Origin of the sequence: Streptomyces lucensis JCM 4490, assembly GCF_014650035.1 — a bacterium.
GTDB lineage: Bacteria > Actinomycetota > Actinomycetes > Streptomycetales > Streptomycetaceae > Streptomyces > Streptomyces lucensis.
Window position 1 is genome coordinate 49623 of sequence record NZ_BMUE01000013.1, and the last position, 21329, is coordinate 70951.

Below are 21329 nucleotides of genomic sequence, written 5' to 3' on the forward strand. Positions count from 1 at the left end.
AGCTCGCGAGGGGGAAACGGGACAAACTCGAGGGGAAGAAGGCCGCAGACCGGTGGGGCCTGACAACAGCCCACCAGTCTACGGCCTTCCCGCCAGGCCTCAGTCCTTGGACGCCGACGGCTCCTTCGGCCTCTCCACCGCCGGGCCGCGCCGGACCGCGCCCGGCGCGTTCCACTCCTGCCGCTTGCGGGCCCGCAGCTTGGCCGCCTCGGAGGACTGCAGCTGGTAGGGCACCGAGGTCACCATGACGCCCGGCGTGAACAGCAGGCGGCCCTTGAGGCGCAGGGCGCTCTGGTTGTGCAGCAGGTGCTCGTACCAGTGGCCGACCACGTACTCCGGGATGATCACGGAGACCGCGTCGCGCGGGGACTCCTTGCGCAGGCCCTTGACGTACTCGATCACCGGGCGGGTGACCTCGCGGTACGGCGAGTCCAGGACCTTCAGCGGTACGTCGATGCCGCGCCGCTCCCACTCCTCGCGCAGTGCCTTGGTCTCGGCCGGGTCGACGTTGACCGTCAGCGCCTCCAGGGTGTCCGAGCGCATCAGCTTGGCGTAGGCCAGGGCGCGCAGCGTCGGGCGGTGGATCTTGGAGATCAGGACGACCGAGTGCACACGGGAGGGGCGGACGCTGTCGTCGCTGGGGCCCTCGGGGGCCGCGATCTCCTCGGCGACGCGGTCGTAGTGCTTCCGGATGGCGGTCATGGTCGCGTAGAAGATGCACATGCCCAGCAGGGCCACCCAGGCGCCGTGCGTGAACTTGGTGACCAGGACGACGACCAGCACCAGGCCGGTGAAGAAGGCGCCGAACGCGTTGATCGCGCGGGAGCGGACCATGTGGCGGCGCTTGGCCTGGTCCTTCTCGACCGCCAGGTGGCGGTTCCAGTGCCGGACCATGCCGGTCTGGCTGAGCGTGAAGGACACGAACACGCCGACGATGTACAGCTGGATCAGGCGCGTGGAGTCGGCGCCGTAGATGACGACCAGCAGCGTCGCCGCGCCGGCGAGCAGCACGATGCCGTTGGAGAAGGCCAGGCGGTCGCCGCGGGTGTGCAGCTGGCGCGGCAGGTAGCGGTCCTGGGCGAGGATCGAGCCGAGCAGCGGGAAGCCGTTGTAGGCCGTGTTCGCGGCCAGGAACAGCACCAGGGCGGTGGCGGCGGCCAGCAGGACGAACAGGAAGCTGCCCTTGCCGAACACCGCCTCGGCGACCTGGGAGATCACCGGGTTCTGCACGTAGCCGGAGCCGACCGGGCTGCCGTTGTGGATCAGGTCGGTGGCCGGGTGCTCGGCCATGCGGACGTTGGTCGACATGGCGAGGGCGATGATGCCGCAGAACATGGTGACGGCCAGCAGGCCCATCATCGCGAGCGTGGTCGCCGCGTTCTTCGACTTGGGCTTGCGGAAGGCCGGGACGCCGTTGGAGATGGCCTCCACGCCCGTCAGCGCGGCACAGCCGGAGGAGAAGGCCCGCAGCAGCAGGAAGACGAGCGCGAAGCCCGCGAGGCCCTGGTGCTCGGCCTTGATGTGGTAGTCGGCCGTCGGGGCCCGCATGGTGTCGCCGAGGACCATGCCCCGGAAGGCTCCCCACGCGATCATGATGAAGACGCCGCCGACGAACACGTACGTCGGGATCGCGAAGAGCTTGCCCGACTCCTTCACGCCGCGCAGGTTCATCAGCGTCAGCAGCACGATCACGGCGACCGCGCACAGCACCTTGTGCTGGACGACGAAGGGGATCGCGGAGCCGAGGTTCTCGATGCCGGAGGCGATGGAGACGGCGACGGTCAGGACGTAGTCGACGAGCAGGGCGCTGGCCACGGTCAGCCCGGCCCTGGGGCCGAGGTTGGTGGTCGCGACCTCGTAGTCGCCGCCGCCACTCGGGTAGGCGTGGACGTTCTGCCGGTAGGAGGCGACGACCGTGAACATCAGCACGACGACCGCGACGGCGATCCAGGGGCTGAAGTGGTACGCCGACACGCCCGCGATGGACAGGACCAGCAGGACCTCCCCCGGCGCGTAGGCGACGGAGGACAGCGGGTCGGAGGCGAAGACGGGCAGTGCGATGCGCTTCGGCAGGAGCGTTTCGCCCAACCGGTCACTGCGCAGTGCGCGCCCGATCAGAATCCGTTTGGGCACGTCGGTCAGTTTGGACACGAGAGAGGATCGTAAGCCTTCGAACAGGCTGCCGCCCAGTCGCCGTCCCACATCTGCCCCACGAGTGAACTCGAGCATCACAGGATCTGCGGATTCCGTGGCGGGACCGCCCGCCGTGTCTAGATGACAAATCCCGCCCGTCGTCGTGTCTGGGAGGTTCCATGCCCGCGACCGCTGAGCTGATCGGGGCCACGGTCGCCCTCGTCGGCCTCGGAATCCTGACCCTGTGCAGCGTGCGCAGCATCACTCGCCGCAGGGCGCCGTCGTTGCTCCCCGACGGCGAACCGCACCCGTGAGCGGGGAACGGCACACGCGGGTGCCCGCCCCGAACCGTCCATGTGTAGCTTTGGGCGTCGGTCTGAGACCCTGAGGCTGAGCAGTCACTTTTGGACACCGGAAGGACGGTCGTGCACATCGTCATCATGGGCTGCGGAAGAGTGGGTTCCGCTCTTGCCCAGACCCTGGAGCAACAGGGACACACGGTCGCCGTGATCGACCAGGACCCCACCGCCTTCCGCCGGCTGGGCCCGGGATTCGGGGGCCGCCGGGTCACCGGGGTCGGCTTCGACCAGGACACCCTGCGCGAGGCGGGCATCGAGGAGGCCGGCGCCTTCGCCGCCGTCTCCAGCGGTGACAACTCCAACATCATCTCCGCCCGCGTGGCCCGCGAGATGTTCGGTGTGGAGAACGTGGCCGCCCGTATCTACGATCCGCGCCGCGCCGAGGTCTACCAGCGCCTGGGGATCCCCACCGTGGCCACGGTGCGCTGGACCGCCGACCAGATGCTGCGCCGGCTGCTGCCCTCGGGCGCCGAGCCGCTGTGGCGCGACCCCACTGGCGGGGTGCAGCTCGCCGAGGTGCACGCCTCCCCGAAGTGGGTCGGCCACAAGATCAGCAAGCTGCAGGAGGAGACGGGCGTCCGGGTGGCGTTCCTGACCCGCCTGGGCGAGGCGATCCTGCCCACCTCGCAGACGGTGCTGCAGGAGGGCGACCTCGTGCACGTGATGATGCGGACGGACGACGTCGAGAAGGTCGAGGCGGCGTTCGCCGAGGGCCCGGAAGAGGAGGGCGGTCACTGATGAGGGTCGCCATTGCCGGAGCCGGCGCCGTCGGCCGCTCGATCGCGGGCGAGCTGCTGGAGAACGGCCACGAGGTCCTGCTCATCGACAAGGCCCCGACCGCCATCTCGGTGGAGCGGGTGCCCCAGGCGGAGTGGCTGCTGGCCGACGCCTGCGAGATCACGTCCCTGGACGAGGCCGCGCTGCAGCGCTGCAACGTCGTCATCGCCGCGACCGGCGACGACAAGGTCAACCTGGTCGTCTCGCTGCTCGCCAAGACGGAGTACGGCGTGCCGCGCGTCGTCGCCCGGGTGAACAACCCGAAGAACGAGTGGCTGTTCAACGAGTCCTGGGGCGTGGACGTCGCCGTCTCCACCCCGCGTCTGATGTCCGCCCTGGTCGAGGAGGCGGTGAGCGTCGGCGACCTGGTCCGCCTGCTGCGCTTCAGCCACGGCGACGCCAACCTGGTCGAGCTGACGCTGCCCGAGGAGTCGGCGCTGGCCGGCACCCAGGTCGGCGACGTGGAGTGGCCGGAGGACACCTCGCTGGTCACGATCATCCGCGGCACCCGGGTGCTGACGCCCTCCAAGGAGGACTCCCTGGAGCCGGGTGACGAACTGCTCTTCGTGGCCGCGCAGGCCCGGGAGGAGCAGCTGGAGGAGCTGCTGTCGGTGCGGCGGTCGGAGGACTGACCCCGTCCCCGCCGGACCCGCTCGTGCGGAAAGGGCGCCCCTGCTCGTCAGGGGCGCCCTTCTCGTCGTCGTACGAGGGCTGTCCGTGGTCGTACGACGGCTGTTCGTGAGGGGGTGCGAAGCCGGCCGGAAGGCCAGGAAGGCCCTGAGGCGAAGGCCCTGGGCTAAGGCCCTAGGCCTCGCGGCGGTGCCGTCCGCCGGTGGCCTCCGCGCCCGCCTTCTCCTCGTCCGCCTCCTCCACGGCCGCCTTCTGCTCGGCCGCCTTCTCCTCCGCCTCCATCTCCGCGAACACGTCGATCGGCGCGGGCGCCTTCGCGAGGAAGACCCAGGTGAGCCAGACCGCGAGCAGGAACGGCGGGATCTTCAGGGCGATGAGGACCCAGCCGAGCTTGGTGGTGTCGGACCACCAGTACAGCGGGAAGAGGATCGCGCACTTGGCGAGCAGGATGAGACCCCAGGCCCAACTGGCCTTCGCGTAGGCCTTCTTGCGGCCGGGGTTGCGGGTGCGCCAGGAGAGGTTCTCCTTGAAGACCGGGCCCAGCATCAGACCGATCAGGGGCACACCGGCGAGGGTCGTGACGATGTACGCCACCGCAAGGCCCAGGGTGTAGAGCATGCCCGGGAGGTAGAAGTCCTTGGCGTTGCCGGTGAACATCGCGAACAGCACGCCGAAGGCCACGCCGAACACCCCGCTGAAGGCGTGCTTGACGGTGTCCTTCCTGGCCAGCCTGACCACGACCAGGACCAGGGACACGGCCAGGGCCGCGATGGCCGACAGGTGCAGGTCCTTGTCGACCGTGAAGATCGCGACGAAGAGCAGTCCCGGCAGGACCGTCTCGACCATGCCGCGGACACCGCCGAACGCCTCGAACAGCGCGGCCTCGGTCACCGCGCGGGCGTCGTCCACCGTGGTCTGGTCGGTGCCTTCGGTCGGCTTGTCGAGGGACGTCACCGGCTACTCCCGTCCGAGGGGTCGCAGTTCGTACTTGGGGTTGAACAGCACCCGGCGGCCCCGGCTCATGGAGATCCGGCCCGATGCGATCAGCTTGCGCCCCGGTTCTATACCGACGATGGAGCGCCTGCCGAGCCAGACCACGTCCAGTGCGGCCGAGCCGTCGAACAGCTCGGCCTCCAGGGCGGGAACTCCCGCACGCGGGCGCAGGGTGACCGTGCGCAAGGTACCAGTTACGGTGACGATCTGCCGGTCACGACAGTCCCCGATCCTGGTGCAGCCCGCCGTCTCGGCGTCCTCGCGCAGCTCCTCGGACTCCAGGTCCTCCTGTGACGAGGAGAGCCGGTCGAGCATGCGCCGGAACCGGCCGGCCGGCTTTTCGGAGCGGGGAACAGCAGTCATACCTGAAGCGTACCGGGGTGGCCCGAAAGGACTGTAAGCCAGCTCGCTTCGCGATCCGGGGCACGGCCGCCCCGCGGCTCACGCGACTCGCAGGGCACGCCGCTCCGGCCCCTCACACCTCGAACCGGTACCCCATCCCCGGCTCGGTGATGAAGTGCTTCGGGTGCGACGGGTCCGTCTCCAGCTTCCGGCGCAGCTGGGCCATGTAGACGCGCAGGTAGTTCGTCTCCGTCCCGTACGACGGTCCCCACACCTCCTGCAGCAGCTGCTTCTGGCCGACCAGGCGGCCCGTGTTGCGCACCAGGACCTCCAGCAGGTGCCACTCGGTCGGCGTGAGCCGGACGTCCTTGCCGCCGCGGTTGACCTTCTTGGCGGCCAGGTCGACGGTGAAGCCCTCCGTCTCGACGGTCGTCAGGTCGCCCTCGCCCGGGCCGGCCGGCTCGGCCCGGCGTACGGCGGCCCGCAGCCGGGCGAGCAGTTCGTCCATGCCGAAGGGCTTGGTGACGTAGTCGTCGGCGCCCGCGTCCAGCGCCTGGACCTTCTCGTCGGAGGAGTGGCGGGCGGACAGGACGAGAACGGGGACGCGGGTCCAGCCGCGCAGCCCCCTGATCACGTCGACGCCGTCCATGTCGGGCAGGCCGAGGTCGAGGACGACCACGTCGGGGTGGCGGGAGGCGGCGAGTTCGAGGGCGGTCCTGCCGTCGGGGGCCGAGTCGACCTCGTACTTGCGCGCCTTGAGATTGATCACGAGGGCGCGCACGATCTGCGGCTCGTCGTCGACCACGAGCACCCGGGTCATAGGGCCTGCCTTTCTGGTTCTTCGCCGGACTCCTCGAGGCGGAGTGGTCCGGAACGCGATCCTGCCGCCCGCAGGCTCAGGACCATGGTGAGCCCTCCGCCCGGCGTGTCCTCGGCGTTCAGCGTGCCGCCCATGGCCTCGGCGAAACCGCGGGCGACCGCGAGACCGAGGCCGACGCCGGCGCCGCGCGGGGCGTCGCCGTAGCGCTGGAAGGGTTCGAATATGCGGTCCTTGGCCTCGTCCGGCACCCCCGGTCCGCGGTCCACCACCCGCACCTCCACCCGGCCGGCCATGGCGCTGGCGGAGACCAGGACGCGCTGCCCGTGCGGGCTGTACTTGACGGCGTTCTCCACCAGGTTGGCCACCGACCGCTCCAGCAGCCCGGGGTCGACGGCGACCATGGGCAGCGTCTCGGGCACGTCCAGGCCGACGCTGTCCTCGGGTACGCCCCCGAGCGCCATCGGGACGACCTCGTCGACGTCGATCTCCCGGATCAGCGGCGTGACGGTGCCGGTGTGCAGGCGGGACATGTCGAGGAGGTTCCCCACGAGGTGGTCCAGGCGGTCGGCGCCCTCCTCGATGCCCTCCAGCAGCTCCGCCCGGTCCTCCTCGGACCAGGCCACGTCGTCGGAGCGCAGGGACGACACGGCGGCCTTGATGCCGGCCAGCGGGGTGCGCAGGTCGTGGCTGACGGCGGCCAGCAGGGCGGTGCGGATGCGGTTGCCCTCGGCCAGCGTGCGGGCCCGGTCGGCCTCCTCCTGCAGGCGCCTGCGGTCGAGGGCGACGGCGGCCTGTGCGGCGAAGGCGGCGAGCACCCGGCGGTCCTCGGCGGGCAGCACCCGGCCGGTGAGCGCGAGGGCCATGTGGTCGCCGACGGGCATGTCGACGTCGGCGTCCTCGGGGCGTTCCAGCGGGCGCCCGAAGCCGGCCCGGCCGGCGCAGGTCCACGGGTCGACGTCGCTCGCCCGCTCCAGCAGGGCGGCCGACTCCATGGCGAAGGTCTCGCGGACCCTCTCCAGCAGTTCCTCCAGACTGGTCTCGCCGCGCAGCACGTTGCCGGCGAGGAAGGAGAGGATCTCGGACTCGGCGCGCAGCCGGGCGGCCTGGTGGGTGCGCCGGGCGGCGAGGTCCACCACCGAGGCGACCGACATCCCGACTCCGAAGAAGATCACGATGGCCACGATGTTCTTGGGGTCGGCGACGGTCAGCCGGTGCAGCGGCGGTGTGTAGAAGTAGTTCAGCAGCAGCGATCCGAAGGCCGCCGAGGCCAGGGCGGGCAGCAGGCCGCCGAGCAGCGCGGCGGCGACGGTGACGGCCAGGAACAGCAGCATGTCGTTGGCGAGGCCGAGGTCCACGGTGTTGAGCAGCAGCGCGAGGATCGCGGGACCGGCCAGGCCGACCGCCCAGCCCGAGACGATCCGGGCCCGCCCGAGGCGCCCGCCGCGGGCCACCGGCAGTCCGCGGCCCTTGGCGACCTCTTCGTGGGTGACGATGTGCACGTCGAGGTCGGGTCCGGACTCCCGGGCGACCGTGGCGCCGACCCCCGGTCCGAAGGCGTACTGCCAGGCCTTGCGGCGGGAGGAGCCCAGCACGATCTGGGTGGCGTTGACGCCCCGGGCGAAGTCCAGCAGCGCGGCCGGTATGTCGTCGCCCACCACGTGGTGGAAGGTGCCGCCGAGGTCCTCCACGAGGGTGCGCTGGACGGCCAGCTCCTTGGGCGAGGCCGAGGTGAGGCCGTCGCTGCGGGCTATGTAGACGGCGAGGACCTCGCCGCCGGCGCCCTTCTCGGCGAGCCGGACGGCGCGCCGGATGAGCGTGCGGCCCTCGGGGCCGCCGGTCAGCCCGACGACGATACGCTCGCGGGAGCCCCAGATCCGGGAGACCCGGTGGGCGCTGCGGTATTCGTTCAGGTACTCGTCGACCCGGTCGGCCACCCACAGCAGCGCCAGCTCGCGCAGTGCGGTGAGGTTGCCGGGCCGGAAGTAGTTGGACAGGGCGGCGTCGACCTTGTCCGGCTGGTAGATGTTGCCGTGCGCCATGCGGCGGCGCAGGGCCTGCGGCGACATGTCGACCAGCTCTATCTGGTCGGCCCGGCGTACGACCTCGTCGGGCACGGTCTCGCGCTGCCGCACCCCGGTGATGGACTCCACGACGTCGCCGAGTGACTCCAGGTGCTGGATGTTGACGGTGGAGACGACGTCGATGCCGGCGGCCAGCAGCTCCTGCACGTCCTGCCAGCGCTTGGCGTTGCGGGAGCCGGGGATGTTGGTGTGGGCGAGCTCGTCCACGAGGACGACGGCGGGCGCGCGGCGCAGCACGGCGTCGACGTCCATCTCGCCGAAGGTGCCGCCCCGGTACTCCAGCTGTCTGCGCGGCACCTGTTCCAGGCCGTGGAGCAGCGTCTTCGTGCGCGGCCGGTCGTGGTGCTCGACGAACGCGACGACGCAGTCGGTACCCCGCTCGAAGCGGCGGTGGGCCTCGGAGAGCATGGCGTAGGTCTTGCCCACGCCCGGTGCCGCGCCGAGGTAGATCCGAAGCTTGCCGCGTGCCATTGCCCCATTGTCTTCCGGTGACTGCCGCCTACGCAGCGTCGACCCTACGGCCGGCCGGCACGGTGAACGGGCGGATGGGGGCGGGTGGCGGGCATCTTTGACGCAACCCTGATGAGCGGCCTGGTCAGCGGAGTGTTCGAGGGCCGCACGGTCGGCCTGCCGAACGGGCCGGGCGCCGGTGCCGCCGGGCGCCAGGCCGCTCGGTGGCCGGGGCGGCGGTCAGGAGGGGTTGTCGCCGTGGGTGAGGGTCTCCCAGGCGACGAAGAGGTTGTTGCTGCCGGCCGGGCGGTTGTTCAGGGTCAGGGCCCCGGTGCTGGTCATGGCGACGCCGCGGCGGTTGTGCAGGGCGTTGTAGCCGACCTCGGTGACCGGGCCCAGCCCGGGCTTGAGGGTGCCACCGCACAGCCAGCCGGGGACGGCGGCGCCGAGCTGGTACCCGGACTGGAAGCCGAGCGCCTGCCGCAGCCGCTCCCCGACGTCGGTGCCGTACAGGTCCCGGCCCTGGATGCGGCTGGTCTCGGCGATGTGCGAGATGGCGGAGATGCCGTAGCCGGTGTGGGTGAGGTCCCGGCAGGTCTCCTGGGTGAGCCCGGTGACGAAGGTGGACTGGCCCTGCCAGTAGGCCACGATCTTGTCGCGGGTGTTCAGGTTCTGGCTGGGCACGGTCTTCGGCAGGTCGCCGTCGGAGGCGAGGTAGACGTAGGCGGCCGTGCGGGGTCGGCGTACCTGCTCGCCAGCATCTGGTCGAAGGCACCCTTCCAGGGCTGGGCGCCGGCAAGCACCTTGCCGCGGGCGAAATCCAGCTGGCCCTGGGAGACGGTGACTCCGGGGTGGGCGAAGGCGGCGGGGGCGAAGCGGGCGGCGGGGGCGGAGCGGGCGGCGGGGGCCGCTAGGACGCCCAGCAGCAGGGAGGTCACGACGGCGAGCAGTGGGGTACGGCGCACGGTGACTCCGTTCTCGTCCGTGAACACGGAGCGCCCTCATGAACGAGGCGTTGACCGGAGACCGTAGGTACAGACCATTGCCCCGTCAAGGGCTCGCGCGCGAGTGCGTACACGAAAGGGCCGCACCCCGGCGGGGTGCGGCCCTCATGGAACTCCGCTACCGGACCTCGGTGATCTCCGGTCCGCGCTGCAGCTGGCCCATGCCGCCGGAGAAGCGCGAGCCCTCCTCCTGCTGGACGCCCTCGGGGACCATCTGGGCGTCGTTGGGCAGCTTGAGGACGATCGGGTCACGGGGCGCCATCGGACCCTCGCCGCGGACCACGACCGTGTCGCGGAAGATCTGCTCCAGCAGGCCGGCGGCCTGCGGCTGCACCGCGCCCTGGCCGGAGATCACACCGCGCAGGAACCAGCGCGGCCCGTCCACGCCGATGAACCGGACGACCTGGAAGCCGCCCGTGCCGTCCGGCAGCTGCACCGGCACCTGGGCCCGCAGCTCCCAGCCCAGCGGACCCTCGACCTCGTCGACGATGCCGCCCTGCTGGGTGATGCCGGCCCCGATCTCCTCGCGGACCTCGCCCCAGATGCCCTCGCGCTTGGGCGCGGCGAACGCCTGGAGCTGGACGGCGCTGTCCTGCAGCACCACGGTCGCGGCGACGATCGCGTCACCGGCGACCTCGACCCGCAGCTCCATGCCGTCGACGCCCGGCACGAACAGCCCGCCGAGATCCACGCGGCCCTCGCCCGGGTCGCGCACCTCATCGCTGTCCCACGGCCCGTCGGGCCGGGGCCCGGGCTCCAGCCGGACGCGCTCGCGCTCGGCCTCCACTTCCTCGTCCGCCTCGGTGTCGACGCTGTCGACGACCTGCTCGGCCTCGCCGGCCGCGTCCTCGGCGGCACCCTTCTTCTTGCGACGTCCGAACACGTCACTGTCCTTCCCGGTCGGATACGACCGAAGCGTATCGATTCCCACCCGTCGGACCGCCCTCGGCGGCCCGACCGCTTGTGCCGCTCTCGTCGCCCACCGCGGCATGGCCACCGGTGGACCCGAAGCCCCCTTCGGCCCGCGCCGAGCCGGGAAGTTCCGCCACCTCGCGGAAGCGGACCCTCTCGACCTGCTGGACGACCAGTTGGGCAATCCGGTCGAAGCGCTCGAACCGCACGGACTCGCGCGGGTCGAGATTCACCACGATCACCTTGATCTCCCCACGGTACCCGGCGTCAACCGTCCCCGGGGCATTCACGAGGGCGACACCGCAGCGGGCCGCGAGGCCGGACCGCGGGTGCACGAAGGCCGCGTACCCCTCGGGGAGGGCGATCGACACTCCCGTGGGCAGCACGGCCCGCTCCCCGGGCCCGAGCTCGCACGCCTCGGTGGTGCGCAGGTCGGCCCCGGCGTCCCCGGGGTGTTCGTACGCCGGAAGCGGTACGTCCGGGTCGACGCGCCGGATCAGTACGCCGAGTTCCCGGCGGGATCCACCGCTCACGGGTTCACCTCGAAGGCGCGGGCACGCCGGACCTGGTCGGGGTCGCTCATGGCCGCCTGGATCTCCTCCTCGCGGCCGTGGTCGATGAAGTGATCCACCTTGACCTCGACGAAGAGGGCGTCGGCGCGGACCGCCACGGGTCCGCCGTGGCCGCCGATGCGCCCGATGGCGGTGCAGTAGATCTTCCGTCCGGCGACGGCGGTGACCTCGGCCTCCAGGTACAGCGTGGTGCCGACGGGCACGGGCCGTACGAAGTCGGTCTCCAGCCGTCCGGTCACGGCGATGGTCCGCAGCATCCAGTTCAGCGAGCCGAGGGTCTCGTCCAGGGCCGTGGCCAGCACCCCGCCGTGCGCCAGGCCGGGGGCGCCCTGATGGGCGGGCTGGACGGTGAACTCGGCGGTCAGCGAGACGCCCTCGCCGGCCCGGGCCTCCAGGTGCAGTCCGTGCGGCTGCCCGGGGCCACAGCCGAAACAGTGCTCGTAGTGGGCGCCGAGGAGTTCCCCGGGCGCGGGCGCGTCGGGGTGCCGGACCGGTGTCACCGCGTCGGCGGGAGGCTGGAGGCTTGCGGAACTACCATTCACAGGCGCAGACCTTACCCGCGCGTCGGCGGTATGCGGATCCCGTGCCAAGCTTGGCTCCATGCAGCCCTCCGCCGCCCCCTACGAAGAACGCCTCACCGCCCCCAACTCGTGGTGGCTGATCAGCTTCCTCGTGGGGGTCTCCTTCGCCCTGATCCTGCTGCCCTTCGGCACCCTGCCGCTGCTCGGCGGCCTGGTCGGCGGCACGGCCGCGGCGGCGGTGGTGGCCAGCGCCTACGGCTCGCCGCGCATCCGGGTCGTGGGTGACTCGCTGATCGCGGGCGAGGCGAAGATCCCCGTCTCGGCGCTGGGCGGCTGCGAGGTCCTGGACGCGGAGGAGGCCCGGGCCTGGCGGACGCACAAGGCGGACACGCGCGCCTTCATGCTGCTGCGCGCGTACATCCCCGGAGCGCTGCGCGTGGAGGTCACCGATCCCGAGGACCCGACGCCCTACCTGTACCTGTCGACGCGTGAGCCGGAGAAGCTGGCGGCCGCGATCGACGCGGCCCGCAAGGCGCACGCGTAGCGGCTCGCGGGTCCTGGGGTGCCTGCTCCCCACAGGGGGGTTCCCCGGGCTCAGCGTTCCTCGGGCAAGTCGCGCAGGTCCAGCTCGTCGGCCGGTTTCTCCAGGGGCGGCAGCTGCGGCAGCCGCTCCCACGGCACCTGGATCCCACGCAGGTCGGCGCGGATGCGCGCCGCCAGTCTCCTGGTGTCCCGGCGGTTCATGGCCGCCCCGACGGCGGCTCCCACCATGAACGGCATCAGGTTGGGCAGGTCGCGGACCATCCGCTTCATGATCTGCTGACGCAGTTCGCGTTTCATCCGGCCGCCGAGGGCCGTGTCGTACGTCGCCGGCTTCATGATGTCGACACCGCGCTCCCCCGACCATGAGGACAGGTACGCGGTACTGCGGACGCGGAGGCCGCCCGGCGGTCGTACGCCGTACACCTCGTGCAGTTCGGCGATGAGCTTCAGCTCGATCGCGGCGACCCCCGTGATCTCCGCGGCGAGCTGGGTCGGCATGACCGGGGGTACCGGCAGCATGGCCGCCGCCCCGATCCCGGCACCGACCGCCGAGGTCCCGGCCGCCGCACCCGCCACCAGCTTGTCGGCGAGCTCCTCGGGCCCGAGACCCGGGAACTGCCCGCGCAGGGTCGCGAGGTCGCGTACGGGCACACGCGGGGCGATCTCGATGATCCGGTCCGCGAGGTACGCCAGACCCGCCCGAGCGCCGCTGCCGCCCTTGCGGGCGCCTTCCCGGGCCATGTCCCGGGCCTTCTCGCGTACGACGGCGGCCCGTCGCCGCGCGGCGGGCGCGGGCTGGGGAGCCGGCGCGGCAGGACCGGCCGGGTCCTGTGCCGGCTCGAGCGAGGCTCCCGCACCGGGTGAGCCCCGCCCGTCGTCACGCGCGCCGTCAGGGCCGCCGGACGGCCCTTCGTCCGCTCTCCGCAGGGAGAAGCGGTGCTTCCTCGGAGGGGTCGAGCCAGACACGGCCGACCAGTCCTCAGTCGCAGTCGCGGCAGATCGGCTGACCGTTCTTCTCGCGGGCGAGCTGGCTGCGGTGGTGCACCAGGAAGCAGCTCATGCACGTGAACTCGTCCTGCTGCTTCGGCAGCACACGGACGGCCAGCTCCTCGTTCGACAGGTCGGCGCCGGGCAGTTCGAGGCCCTCAGCGGCCTCGAACTCGTCGACGTCCACCGCCGAGGTGGACTTGTCGTTCCGCCGGGCCTTCAGTTCTTCAAGGCTGTCCGAGTCGACGTCGTCGTCGGTCTTGCGTGGAGTGTCGTAGTCGGTTGCCATATCGCTCTCCCCCTCTGGGTGGTCTGCGGTGTCTCCAGCGCACGTAACGCGTGAGAGGCCGGACTTGTGCCCGACCTGAGGCGGAGATTTTGCCTCACATCAAGGTCTGTTACTCAATCGACACCCAACCCGACCCCTCACGGGTGATCGGCTTGGTTGGCGGTGAGGACCGTACACGGTTCGAATGCCGCACCTCAAAGGCGCCTCACCGTGTACTTCCCGTGATCAGGAGGCCTGAAAACCAGGACTTTCCCGGCTTTCTCCCTGGTGTCATGATCACGGAGAGTGCATGGCTTGAAATCCGCCCATGTGATTGATCACACAGGAACAACCTCATTCAGGTCTGGGAAAATTCCGCGCAAAGCGAACATCCCCCTCGTGTGTCGACCCGGATCACAGCGGCAGGGTGACGTGCATCACCAGACCGCCGCCCTCCCGGGGCCGCGCCACGATGTGACCGCCGTGCGCGCGGGTCACCGACCGGACGATGGACAGGCCGAGGCCGACGCCCTTGTCGCTGTTCGTGCGCTCGGTACGCAGACGCCTGAACGGCTCGAAGAGGTTGTCGATCTCGTACGCCGGCACCACCGGCCCGGTGTTCGAGACGGTGAGCACCGCCTGACCGTGCTCCACACCGGAGTCCACCTCGACCCAGCCGTCCTCGGGCACGTTGTACCGCACGGCGTTCTGCACGAGGTTCAGCGCGATCCGCTCCAGCAGCACGCCGTTGCCCTGCACCACGGCCGACTTGCGCTCGCCGCGGATCTCCACGCCCTTGGCCTCGGCCTCGCCGTGCACCTGGTCGATGGCCTGCGACGCGACCTCGGCCAGGTCGACGGGCTTGCGCTCGACGATCTGGTTGTCACTGCGGGCGAGCAGCAGCAACCCCTCGACCAGCTGTTCACTGCGCTCGTTGGTGGCCAGCAGCGTCTTGCCGAGCTGCTGCAGCTCCACCGGCGCGCCCGGGTCGGAGAGGTGCACCTCCAGGAGGGTGCGGTTGATCGCGAGCGGGGTGCGCAACTCGTGGGAGGCGTTGCCGACGAAGCGCTGCTGGGCGGTGAAGGCACGCTGCAGGCGCTCCAGCATGTCGTCGAAGGTGTCCGCCAGCTCCTTCAGCTCGTCGTCCGGGCCGTCCAGCTCGATGCGGCGGGACAGGTCGGAGCCGGCCACCTGGCGGGCGGTGCGGGTGATCCGGCCGAGTGGGGACAGCACCCGTCCGGCCATCGCGTAGCCGAACGCGAAGGCGATGACGGCGAGGCCCAGCAGGGCCAGCAGCGAGCGGCTGAGCAGGTTGTCCAGGGCGGCCTGGCGCTGCTGGTCCACGCAGTGCGCGATGGCGTCGTTGAACTCCGACAACGACAGGCGGGTGGTGTTGATCACCGAGCAGCTGTCGCTGGAGACCTTCAGCTCCTGATAGCTGACGATCTTGAACAGCGGCTGGTTGCCCGTGCTGATCGCCTGCGCGGCCAGCAGGTAGATGATCGACAGCAGCAGGATGCCGGCGATCAGGAACATGCCGCCGTAGAGCAGCGTGAGCCGTATGCGGATGGTGGGGCGCAGCCACGGGAAGGGCGGCTGCGGCCTCCTGGGGTCCCAGGTGGGTTTCGGTGGCGCCTGCGGCGGCGCTGGGGTGGTGGCCATGGCCGGTCAGATCCGGTAGCCGGAGCCGGGGACCGTGACGATCACGGGCGGCTCGCCGAGTTTGCGGCGCAGGGTCATGACCGTCACGCGCACCACGTTGGTGAACGGGTCGGTGTTCTCGTCCCAGGCCTTCTCGAGCAGCTGCTCGGCGGAGACGACCGCGCCCTCGCTGCGCATCAGCACCTCCAGGACGGCGAACTCCTTGGGTGCGAGCTGGACCTCCTTGCCGTCGCGGAAGACCTCGCGGCGGTTGGGGTCGAGCTTGATGCCGGCCCGCTCCAGGACGGGCGGCAGCGGCACGCTCGTACGGCGGCCGAGGGCGCGGACGCGCGCGATCAGCTCGCTGAAGGCGAAGGGCTTGGGCAGGTAGTCGTCGGCGCCGATCTCCAGGCCCTCGACGCGGTCGCTGACGTCGCCGGAGGCGGTGAGCATGAGCACGCGTGTGGGCATGCCCAGCTCGACGATCTTGCGGCAGACGTCGTCGCCGTGCACGAGCGGGAGGTCACGGTCGAGGACGACCACGTCGTAGTCGTTGACGCCGATGCGCTCCAGGGCGGCCGCACCGTCGTACACGACGTCGACGGCCATGGCCTCCCGGCGCAGTCCGGTGGCCACCGCATCGGCGAGCAGTTGCTCGTCCTCGACGACGAGTACGCGCACGTCGCTTGTCCTTCCTGTGTCCACCCGCGTAGCGCGCCGTGGGCGCGTGCGGGCAGGGCCGTTCGTGGGGTGTGGCCTCCATCCTGCCCTTTTCGGTCATAAGTCGGCTGTAAGGCGGTGGCCGGCCGGGGGGAGGGCGGCTCCCGGGCCGGGAAAAGAGATTTTTTCCTCCGGTCGAGGTTTCCGGGTGAGGGAGCTGGGGGAGGACGGCTTTACATCCCGCGATCACGCTCTGCATGTGCCGCAGCACCATGCGGTACTTCGCTCTCCGCTTCCGCAGAGTCGGTCACGGGTGTCCGGCGCCGTCGCCGCCCAGCAGGGCAGCGCTGGGCACCTGCGTCAGACGTGATCGCCCCTTCCCAACAGGCACACCCCCGTGCCACCGACCCACGACCCAGGACGAGGGGGCGCAGCATGGACGCTTTCACCGCAGGACTTCTGCAGCGCATAAGGACGACCGAGTCCGACCTGACGCGGGCTCGTGACGAGGGTGACGACTTCCTCGTCGAGGTGGAGCAGGCAGAGCTCGACGACCTGCGCCGCCTCGCCGCCGAACACGGTGTGGAGGTCGGCGCGTCACGCGTCTGATCGGCCCGGAAGCGCAAGAGGGGACCCCGGCGAATCCAGCGCCGGGGTCCCTTTGCGTCGCCGGTCGGCGCCGGGCCGGCGCTCAGTCGTGCCAGGCCCCGAAGTCCTCCAGGAGCCGCTGGAGCGGCTCGAAGACACCCGGGGTGCCCGCCACCGTCAGTTCGCGCGACGGCCGGTCTCCGGGCCGTCCACCTGTCAGCGCGCCCGCCTCCCGGGCGATCAGGTCACCCGCGGCGTGGTCCCACGGGTTGAGACCCCGCTCGTAGTACGCGTCCAGCCGGCCGCAGGCCACGTCGCACAGGTCGACCGCCGCCGATCCGCTGCGCCGGACATCCCTGAGCAGCGGGACGAGCCGGCCCGCCACCTCGGCCTGGTGGGCGCGGACCTCGGCGACGTAGTTGAAGCCGGTGGCGACCAGAGCCTGGTCGAGCGGGGGCGCGGGACGGCAGGCCAGCGGCCGTTCGCCCTCCCACGCGCCCGTGGCCCACGCACCGCGGCCGCGCACGGCGTGGTACGTCTCGCCGCGCATCGGCGCCGCCACGACCCCGACGACGCTCTCGCCGTCCTGCTCGGCCGCGATGGACACCGCCCAGGTGGGCAGTCCGTACAGGTAGTTGACGGTGCCGTCGAGCGGATCGATCACCCAGCGGACGCCGCTCGTGCCGGGGGCGCGGGCGCCCTCCTCGCCGAGGAAGCCGTCGTCGGGCCGGCGTCCGGAGATGAGACCGGTGATCAGCTTCTCCGCCGCGATGTCCATCTCGGTGACGACGTCGACCGGGCTGGACTTGGTCCTCGCCACGGCCAGGTCGGCGGGGCGGCCGTCCCGCAGCAGCTCGCCGGCGCGGCGGGCGGCCTCCTGGGCCAGTTCGAGCAGGTCCTGGTGCAGGGCGTCGGTCACGGGTCTCCTCAGGCGTAGGGGCTGTCGGCGCCCGCGGCGGCCGGACGCGGCGCACGGGCGGGGCAGCAGCCGGCCGGGCACAGGTGGTGGCTCGGGCCGAGGGCGCCCAGGGCGCAGGGGGTGACCCGCAGCCCGCGCTCCACCGCGGCGCGCTCCACGATCAGCTCGCGCACGGCCGCGGCGAACCGCGGGTCGGCGCCCACGGTGGCCGAGCGGCGCACCGGCAGGCCCAGCTCCTCGGCCTTGGCCCGGGCCTCGGTGTCGAGGTCGTAGAGGACCTCCATGTGGTCCGAGACGAACCCGATCGGGGCCATGACCACGGCCGGGACGCCCGCCGCGTGCCGCTCCTGAAGGTGGTCGCAGATGTCGGGCTCCAGCCACGGGATGTGCGGGGCGCCCGAGCGGGACTGGTAGACGAGCTGCCACGGGTGGTCGACGCCGGTGCGCTCCCGGACGGCCTCCGCGATCAGCCGGGCGACGTCCAGGTGCTGCCCGACGTAGGCGCCGCCGTCGCCGTGCGCCTCGACGGGGCCGGAGGTGTCGGCGGCGGACACCGGGATGGAGTGGGTGGTGAAGGCGATGTGGGCGCCGTCGCGGACGTCCTCGGGCAGGTCGGCGAGGGAGCGCAGCACCCCGTCGATCATGGGTTCGACGAAGCCGGGGTGGTTGAAGTAGTGGCGCAGCTTGTCGATCTCCGGCAGGTCCAGTCCCTCGGCCCGCAGGGTGGCCAGCGCGTCGGCGAGGTTCTCGCGGTACTGGCGGCAGCCCGAGTAGGAGGCGTAGGCGCTGGTGGCAAGTACCAGGACGCGGCGGTGGCCGTCGGCGATCATCTCGCGCAGGGTGTCCGTCAGGTACGGCGCCCAGTTGCGGTTGCCCCAGTAGACCGGCAGGTCCAGGCCGTGCTCGGAGAAGTCCTTGCGCAGCGCGTCCAGCAGGGCGCGGTTCTGGGCGTTGATGGGGCTGACCCCGCCGAACAGGAAGTAGTGCTGTCCGACTTCCTTCAGGCGTTCCTTCGGGATGCCGCGCCCGCGCGTGACGTTCTCCAGGAACGGGACCACGTCGTCCGGGCCTTCGGGACCGCCGAAGGAGAGCAGGAGCAGGGCGTCGTACGGGGTGGCATCGAGCGCGTCTGGCATGCCTTGATCCTCCCACCCGGCGCCGACAGCGGGGAAACGACGGGGCGGGGAGTCGGATTCGGCCATGTCCGGCTGAATTTCCCGGCCGTCCGACGGGTGTACTTAGGGTTACCTCACTCGTAAGCTGTATCAGTTGCATTCGCGCCTTACCGAGTCGTCCCGGAGACCACGTGCCCAGCCCCTACAGCGCCCTGTTCGCCGAGCCCGGCACCAAGGCCTTCTCCGCCGCCGGCTTCGTCGGCCGGATGCCGCTGTCGATGATGGGCATCGGCGTGGTCACGATGGTCTCCCAGCTCACCGGGCGCTACGGGCTCGCGGGCGCGCTGTCGGCCACCATCGCGCTGTCCGCGGCCGTGGCCGGGCCGCAGATATCCCGCCTGGTGGACCGGCACGGGCAGAGCCGGGTGCTGCGCCCCGCGACCCTGGTGGCCCTGGCCGCGGCGGCCGGGCTGCTGCTGGCCGTGCACCTCGGCGGGCCGGACTGGGTGCTGGTCGCGTGCGCCGCCGGGATCGGCACGGTGCCCAGCCTGGGCGCGATGATCCGGGCCCGCTGGGCGGCGCTCTACCGGGGCACGCCGAAGCTGCACACCGCGTACTCGTTCGAGTCGGTCGTGGACGAGGTCTGCTTCATCTTCGGGCCGATCGTCTCCATCGGGCTGTCCACGGCCTGGTTCCCGGAGGCGGGCCCGCTGCTGGCCGCCTGCTTCCTCGCGGTGGGCGTCTTCTGGCTCACCGCCCAGCGCGCCACCGAGCCGGAGCCGCACCCGCGCGAGCGGCACGGCGGTGGCAGCGCCCTGCGCTCGCCGGGACTGCAGGTGCTGGTGGCGACCTTCACGGCGACCGGCACGATCTTCGGCGCCGTGGACGTGGTCACCGTCGCCTTCGCCGACGAGCGCGGTCACAAGGGCGCCGCGAGCGTCGTGCTGGCCCTGTACGCGGCCGGTTCGTGCGTGGCCGGAGCCGTCTTCGGGCTGCTGCGGTTCGCCGGTGCGCCGGAACGCCGCTGGCTCCTGGGCGTGGCGGCCATGGGCGTGAGTATGATCCCCCTCCTACTGGTCGGAAACCTGCCGCTTCTGGCCGTGGCGCTGTTCGTTTCGGGGCTGTCCATCGCACCGACGATGATCACGACGATGTCCCTCATCGAAGAGCACGTACCTCGCGCGAAACTCACCGAGGGCATGACCTGGGTGAGCACCGGCCTCGCGGTCGGCGTCGCGCTCGGCTCCTCCGCGGCCGGCTGGGTGATCGACGCGGCCGGGGCGCGGGCCGGGTACGGGGTCCCCGTCGTCTCCGGGGCCGTCGCGGTCGTGGTCGGTTTCCTCGGGTACCGCCGGCTGCGCAGGCCGGCCGCGGGTCGGGGAGGCACCGTTGAGCACCACAGCGAGCGCGAAGAACGGCACCTGGCGTAACTGGGGCGGCAACGTGACCGCCCGGCCCGCCCGGCAGGTCGCGCCTGCCTCGGTGGACGAGCTGGCGGCGGCGGTGCGCCGGGCGCGCGAGGACGGCCTGAAGGTGAAGGCGGTCGGTACCGGCCACTCCTTCACGTCGATCGCCGCGACCGACGGACTGTTGATCCGGCCTCACCTCCTGACGGGTATCCGCACGATCGACCGGGAGTCCATGACGGTCACGGTCGAGGCGGGCACCCCGCTCAGGAGACTCAACGCGGCCCTCGCGCGCGAGGGCCTGTCGCTCACCAACATGGGCGACATCATGGAGCAGACCGTCTCCGGGGCCACCAGCACCGGCACCCACGGCACGGGCCGCGAGTCCGGCTCCATCGCCGCGCAGATCGAGGGGCTCGAACTCGTCACGGCCGACGGCTCGGTGCTCACCTGCTCGCGGAAGGAGAACCCGGAGGTCTTCGCGGCGGCCCGAATAGGCCTCGGGGCGCTGGGCATCGTCACCGCGATCACCTTCGCCGTGGAGCCGATCTTCCTGCTCACCGCGCGCGAGGAGCCGATGCCCCTCGACCGGGTCCTCGCCCAGTTCGACGAACTGTGGGCGGAGAACGAGCACTTCGAGTTCTACTGGTTCCCGCACACCGGCAGCACGAACACCAAGCGCAACAACCGCAGCGCCGGCCCCGAGCGGCCCGTGGGCCGGCTGGCCGGCTGGTTCGAGGACGAGTTGCTCTCCAACGGCGTGTTCCAGGTGGCCCAGTGGGCCGGCCGCGCCGTCCCCGCCACCGTGCCGGCGATCGCGCGCGTCTCCAGCAGGGCCCTGTCCGCACGGACGTACACGGACATTCCGTACGAGGTCTTCACCTCGCCGCGCCGGGTGCGGTTCGTGGAGATGGAGTACGCCGTCCCGCGCGCGGCCCTGACGCAGACGCTCCGGGAGCTGAAGTCCATGGTCGAACGCTCGGGCCTGCGCGTCAGCTTCCCGGTCGAGGTGCGCACCGCACCGGCCGACGACATCACCCTGTCCACCGCCTCCGGCCGGGACAGCGCCTACATCGCCGTGCACATGTTCCGGGGCACGCCCTACCAGGCCTACTTCACCGCGGCCGAGCGCATCTTCACCGCGCACGAGGGACGGCCGCACTGGGGCAAGGTGCACACGCGGGACGCGGAGTACTTCGCCCGGGTGTATCCGCGCTTCGCGGAGTTCACGGCCCTCAGGGACCGCCTCGACCCGGAACGGCTGTTCCAGAACGACTACTTGCGGAGGGTTCTGGGCGCCTGACGCGCGGGAAGCCGATAGTTCCGTTTCCGCGCGATTGCGTGAAGTGCGCCACGTTCATGATCGACGAACCCGCCCACGGAGGGCCGATACGCCTTCCTTGCCAGAAGTTGGGCGGCGCGCCCATCCACCCACATGGTCCAAATGGAGTACTGTTGCGAGCCCTGGGCCCGGTCTCCCACCAGGGTGCCCGCGGCTCTGCAGGACCGCCGGGAGGGGGGCTGGTTGCACAGGGTGACGCATTTGGTCACTTAGCGTTGCGAACAGGTAACCGTGCCATAACGGCGGTCCAGGGCCCGTGCCCGACA

Annotated in this window: 21 protein-coding genes and 1 pseudogene; 7 read left to right on the forward strand and 15 right to left on the reverse strand. The window is 71.3% G+C overall.

Going from position 1 to position 21329, the window contains the following annotated elements:
• Nucleotides 1-99: 99 nt before the first annotated feature.
• Complete coding sequence (locus IE177_RS26030; protein ID WP_190017860.1) at nt 100-2151, reverse strand: APC family permease; 2052 nt, start codon at nt 2149-2151, stop codon at nt 100-102.
• Between the two features lie 161 nt (nt 2152-2312).
• Here IE177_RS26030 and IE177_RS35500 point away from each other — a divergent pair, with 161 nt between their 5' ends.
• The 3 genes from IE177_RS35500 to IE177_RS26040 all read left to right on the forward strand — a co-directional run bounded on the left by IE177_RS35500 (nt 2313) and on the right by IE177_RS26040 (nt 3901).
• Nucleotides 2313-2447, forward strand: coding sequence for a hypothetical protein (locus tag IE177_RS35500; RefSeq protein WP_268253182.1), 135 nt, complete (start codon nt 2313-2315; stop codon nt 2445-2447).
• Nucleotides 2448-2558: 111 nt separating this feature from the next.
• On the forward strand, nt 2559-3230 hold the full coding sequence (locus tag IE177_RS26035; RefSeq protein WP_190017861.1) for a potassium channel family protein: 672 nt from the start codon (nt 2559-2561) through the stop codon (nt 3228-3230).
• Entirely contained in the window at nt 3230-3901 is a 672-nt protein-coding gene (locus IE177_RS26040) for a potassium channel family protein (RefSeq protein ID WP_190017862.1), read from the forward strand. Before IE177_RS26035 ends, IE177_RS26040 begins: the two co-directional genes overlap by 1 nt.
• Before the next feature lie 172 nt (nt 3902-4073).
• On the opposite strand, the gene IE177_RS26045 is transcribed toward IE177_RS26040, so the two are convergent.
• The 8 genes and pseudogenes from IE177_RS26045 to IE177_RS26080 form a co-directional block, all read right to left on the reverse strand.
• Nucleotides 4074-4853: a DUF3159 domain-containing protein gene (locus IE177_RS26045; RefSeq protein WP_190017863.1), complete on the reverse strand. Its 780-nt coding sequence runs from the start codon at nt 4851-4853 to the stop codon at nt 4074-4076.
• Nucleotides 4854-4856: 3 nt separating this feature from the next.
• Nucleotides 4857-5255, reverse strand: coding sequence for an OB-fold nucleic acid binding domain-containing protein (locus tag IE177_RS26050; RefSeq protein WP_190017864.1), 399 nt, complete (start codon nt 5253-5255; stop codon nt 4857-4859).
• Between the two features lie 112 nt (nt 5256-5367).
• Nucleotides 5368-6054 carry a response regulator gene (locus IE177_RS26055; protein WP_190017865.1) on the reverse strand — a complete coding sequence of 229 codons (687 nt, stop codon included), beginning with the start codon at nt 6052-6054 and terminating at the stop codon, nt 5368-5370.
• The gene (locus tag IE177_RS26060; protein ID WP_190017866.1) at nt 6051-8606 is read right to left on the reverse strand and encodes an ATP-binding protein; all 2556 of its coding nucleotides are present in this window, start codon (nt 8604-8606) and stop codon (nt 6051-6053) included. Before IE177_RS26060 ends, IE177_RS26055 begins: the two co-directional genes overlap by 4 nt.
• A 219-nt stretch (nt 8607-8825) precedes the next feature.
• A pseudogene (locus tag IE177_RS26065) lies at nt 8826-9550 on the reverse strand (hypothetical protein).
• Nucleotides 9551-9707: 157 nt separating this feature from the next.
• On the reverse strand, nt 9708-10472 hold the full coding sequence (locus IE177_RS26070; protein ID WP_190017867.1) for a DUF3710 domain-containing protein: 765 nt from the start codon (nt 10470-10472) through the stop codon (nt 9708-9710).
• A gap of 1 nt (nt 10473) precedes the next feature.
• A complete protein-coding gene (gene dut / locus IE177_RS26075) occupies nt 10474-11034 on the reverse strand; it encodes a dUTP diphosphatase (protein ID WP_190017868.1) in 561 nt (186 codons plus the stop codon).
• Nucleotides 11031-11615, reverse strand: coding sequence for a PaaI family thioesterase (locus IE177_RS26080; protein ID WP_190017869.1), 585 nt, complete (start codon nt 11613-11615; stop codon nt 11031-11033). Before IE177_RS26080 ends, dut begins: the two co-directional genes overlap by 4 nt.
• A 58-nt stretch (nt 11616-11673) precedes the next feature.
• Between IE177_RS26080 and IE177_RS26085 the strand changes: the two genes are divergently transcribed.
• Complete coding sequence (locus IE177_RS26085; protein ID WP_190017870.1) at nt 11674-12138, forward strand: DUF3093 domain-containing protein; 465 nt, start codon at nt 11674-11676, stop codon at nt 12136-12138.
• 50 nt (nt 12139-12188) lie between these two features.
• On the opposite strand, the gene IE177_RS26090 is transcribed toward IE177_RS26085, so the two are convergent.
• The 4 genes from IE177_RS26090 to IE177_RS26105 form a co-directional block, all read right to left on the reverse strand.
• Complete coding sequence (locus tag IE177_RS26090; RefSeq protein WP_190017871.1) at nt 12189-13103, reverse strand: hypothetical protein; 915 nt, start codon at nt 13101-13103, stop codon at nt 12189-12191.
• Nucleotides 13104-13116: 13 nt separating this feature from the next.
• Entirely contained in the window at nt 13117-13413 is a 297-nt protein-coding gene (locus IE177_RS26095) for a DUF4193 domain-containing protein (protein WP_005481602.1), read from the reverse strand.
• Between the two features lie 393 nt (nt 13414-13806).
• Nucleotides 13807-15054 carry a sensor histidine kinase gene (locus IE177_RS26100; protein WP_190017872.1) on the reverse strand — a complete coding sequence of 416 codons (1248 nt, stop codon included), beginning with the start codon at nt 15052-15054 and terminating at the stop codon, nt 13807-13809.
• Between the two features lie 6 nt (nt 15055-15060).
• Entirely contained in the window at nt 15061-15714 is a 654-nt protein-coding gene (locus IE177_RS26105; RefSeq protein ID WP_003993508.1) for a response regulator transcription factor, read from the reverse strand.
• Nucleotides 15715-16128: 414 nt separating this feature from the next.
• On the opposite strand from IE177_RS26105, the gene IE177_RS26110 reads away from it, so the two are divergent.
• The gene (locus IE177_RS26110; protein WP_190017873.1) at nt 16129-16302 is read left to right on the forward strand and encodes a hypothetical protein; all 174 of its coding nucleotides are present in this window, start codon (nt 16129-16131) and stop codon (nt 16300-16302) included.
• Nucleotides 16303-16384: 82 nt separating this feature from the next.
• On the opposite strand, the gene IE177_RS26115 is transcribed toward IE177_RS26110, so the two are convergent.
• Both IE177_RS26115 and IE177_RS26120 read right to left on the reverse strand, forming a co-directional pair.
• Nucleotides 16385-17200: an inositol monophosphatase family protein gene (locus IE177_RS26115; protein WP_190017874.1), complete on the reverse strand. Its 816-nt coding sequence runs from the start codon at nt 17198-17200 to the stop codon at nt 16385-16387.
• 8 nt (nt 17201-17208) lie between these two features.
• Nucleotides 17209-18336: a ferrochelatase gene (locus IE177_RS26120; RefSeq protein WP_190017875.1), complete on the reverse strand. Its 1128-nt coding sequence runs from the start codon at nt 18334-18336 to the stop codon at nt 17209-17211.
• Between the two features lie 170 nt (nt 18337-18506).
• Here IE177_RS26120 and IE177_RS26125 point away from each other — a divergent pair, with 170 nt between their 5' ends.
• Both IE177_RS26125 and IE177_RS26130 read left to right on the forward strand, forming a co-directional pair.
• Entirely contained in the window at nt 18507-19745 is a 1239-nt protein-coding gene (locus tag IE177_RS26125; protein ID WP_190017876.1) for an MFS transporter, read from the forward strand.
• Nucleotides 19705-21024 carry a D-arabinono-1,4-lactone oxidase gene (locus tag IE177_RS26130; protein ID WP_190017877.1) on the forward strand — a complete coding sequence of 440 codons (1320 nt, stop codon included), beginning with the start codon at nt 19705-19707 and terminating at the stop codon, nt 21022-21024. The genes IE177_RS26125 and IE177_RS26130 overlap by 41 nt, the downstream gene beginning before the upstream one ends.
• Nucleotides 21025-21329: the final 305 nt, after the last annotated feature.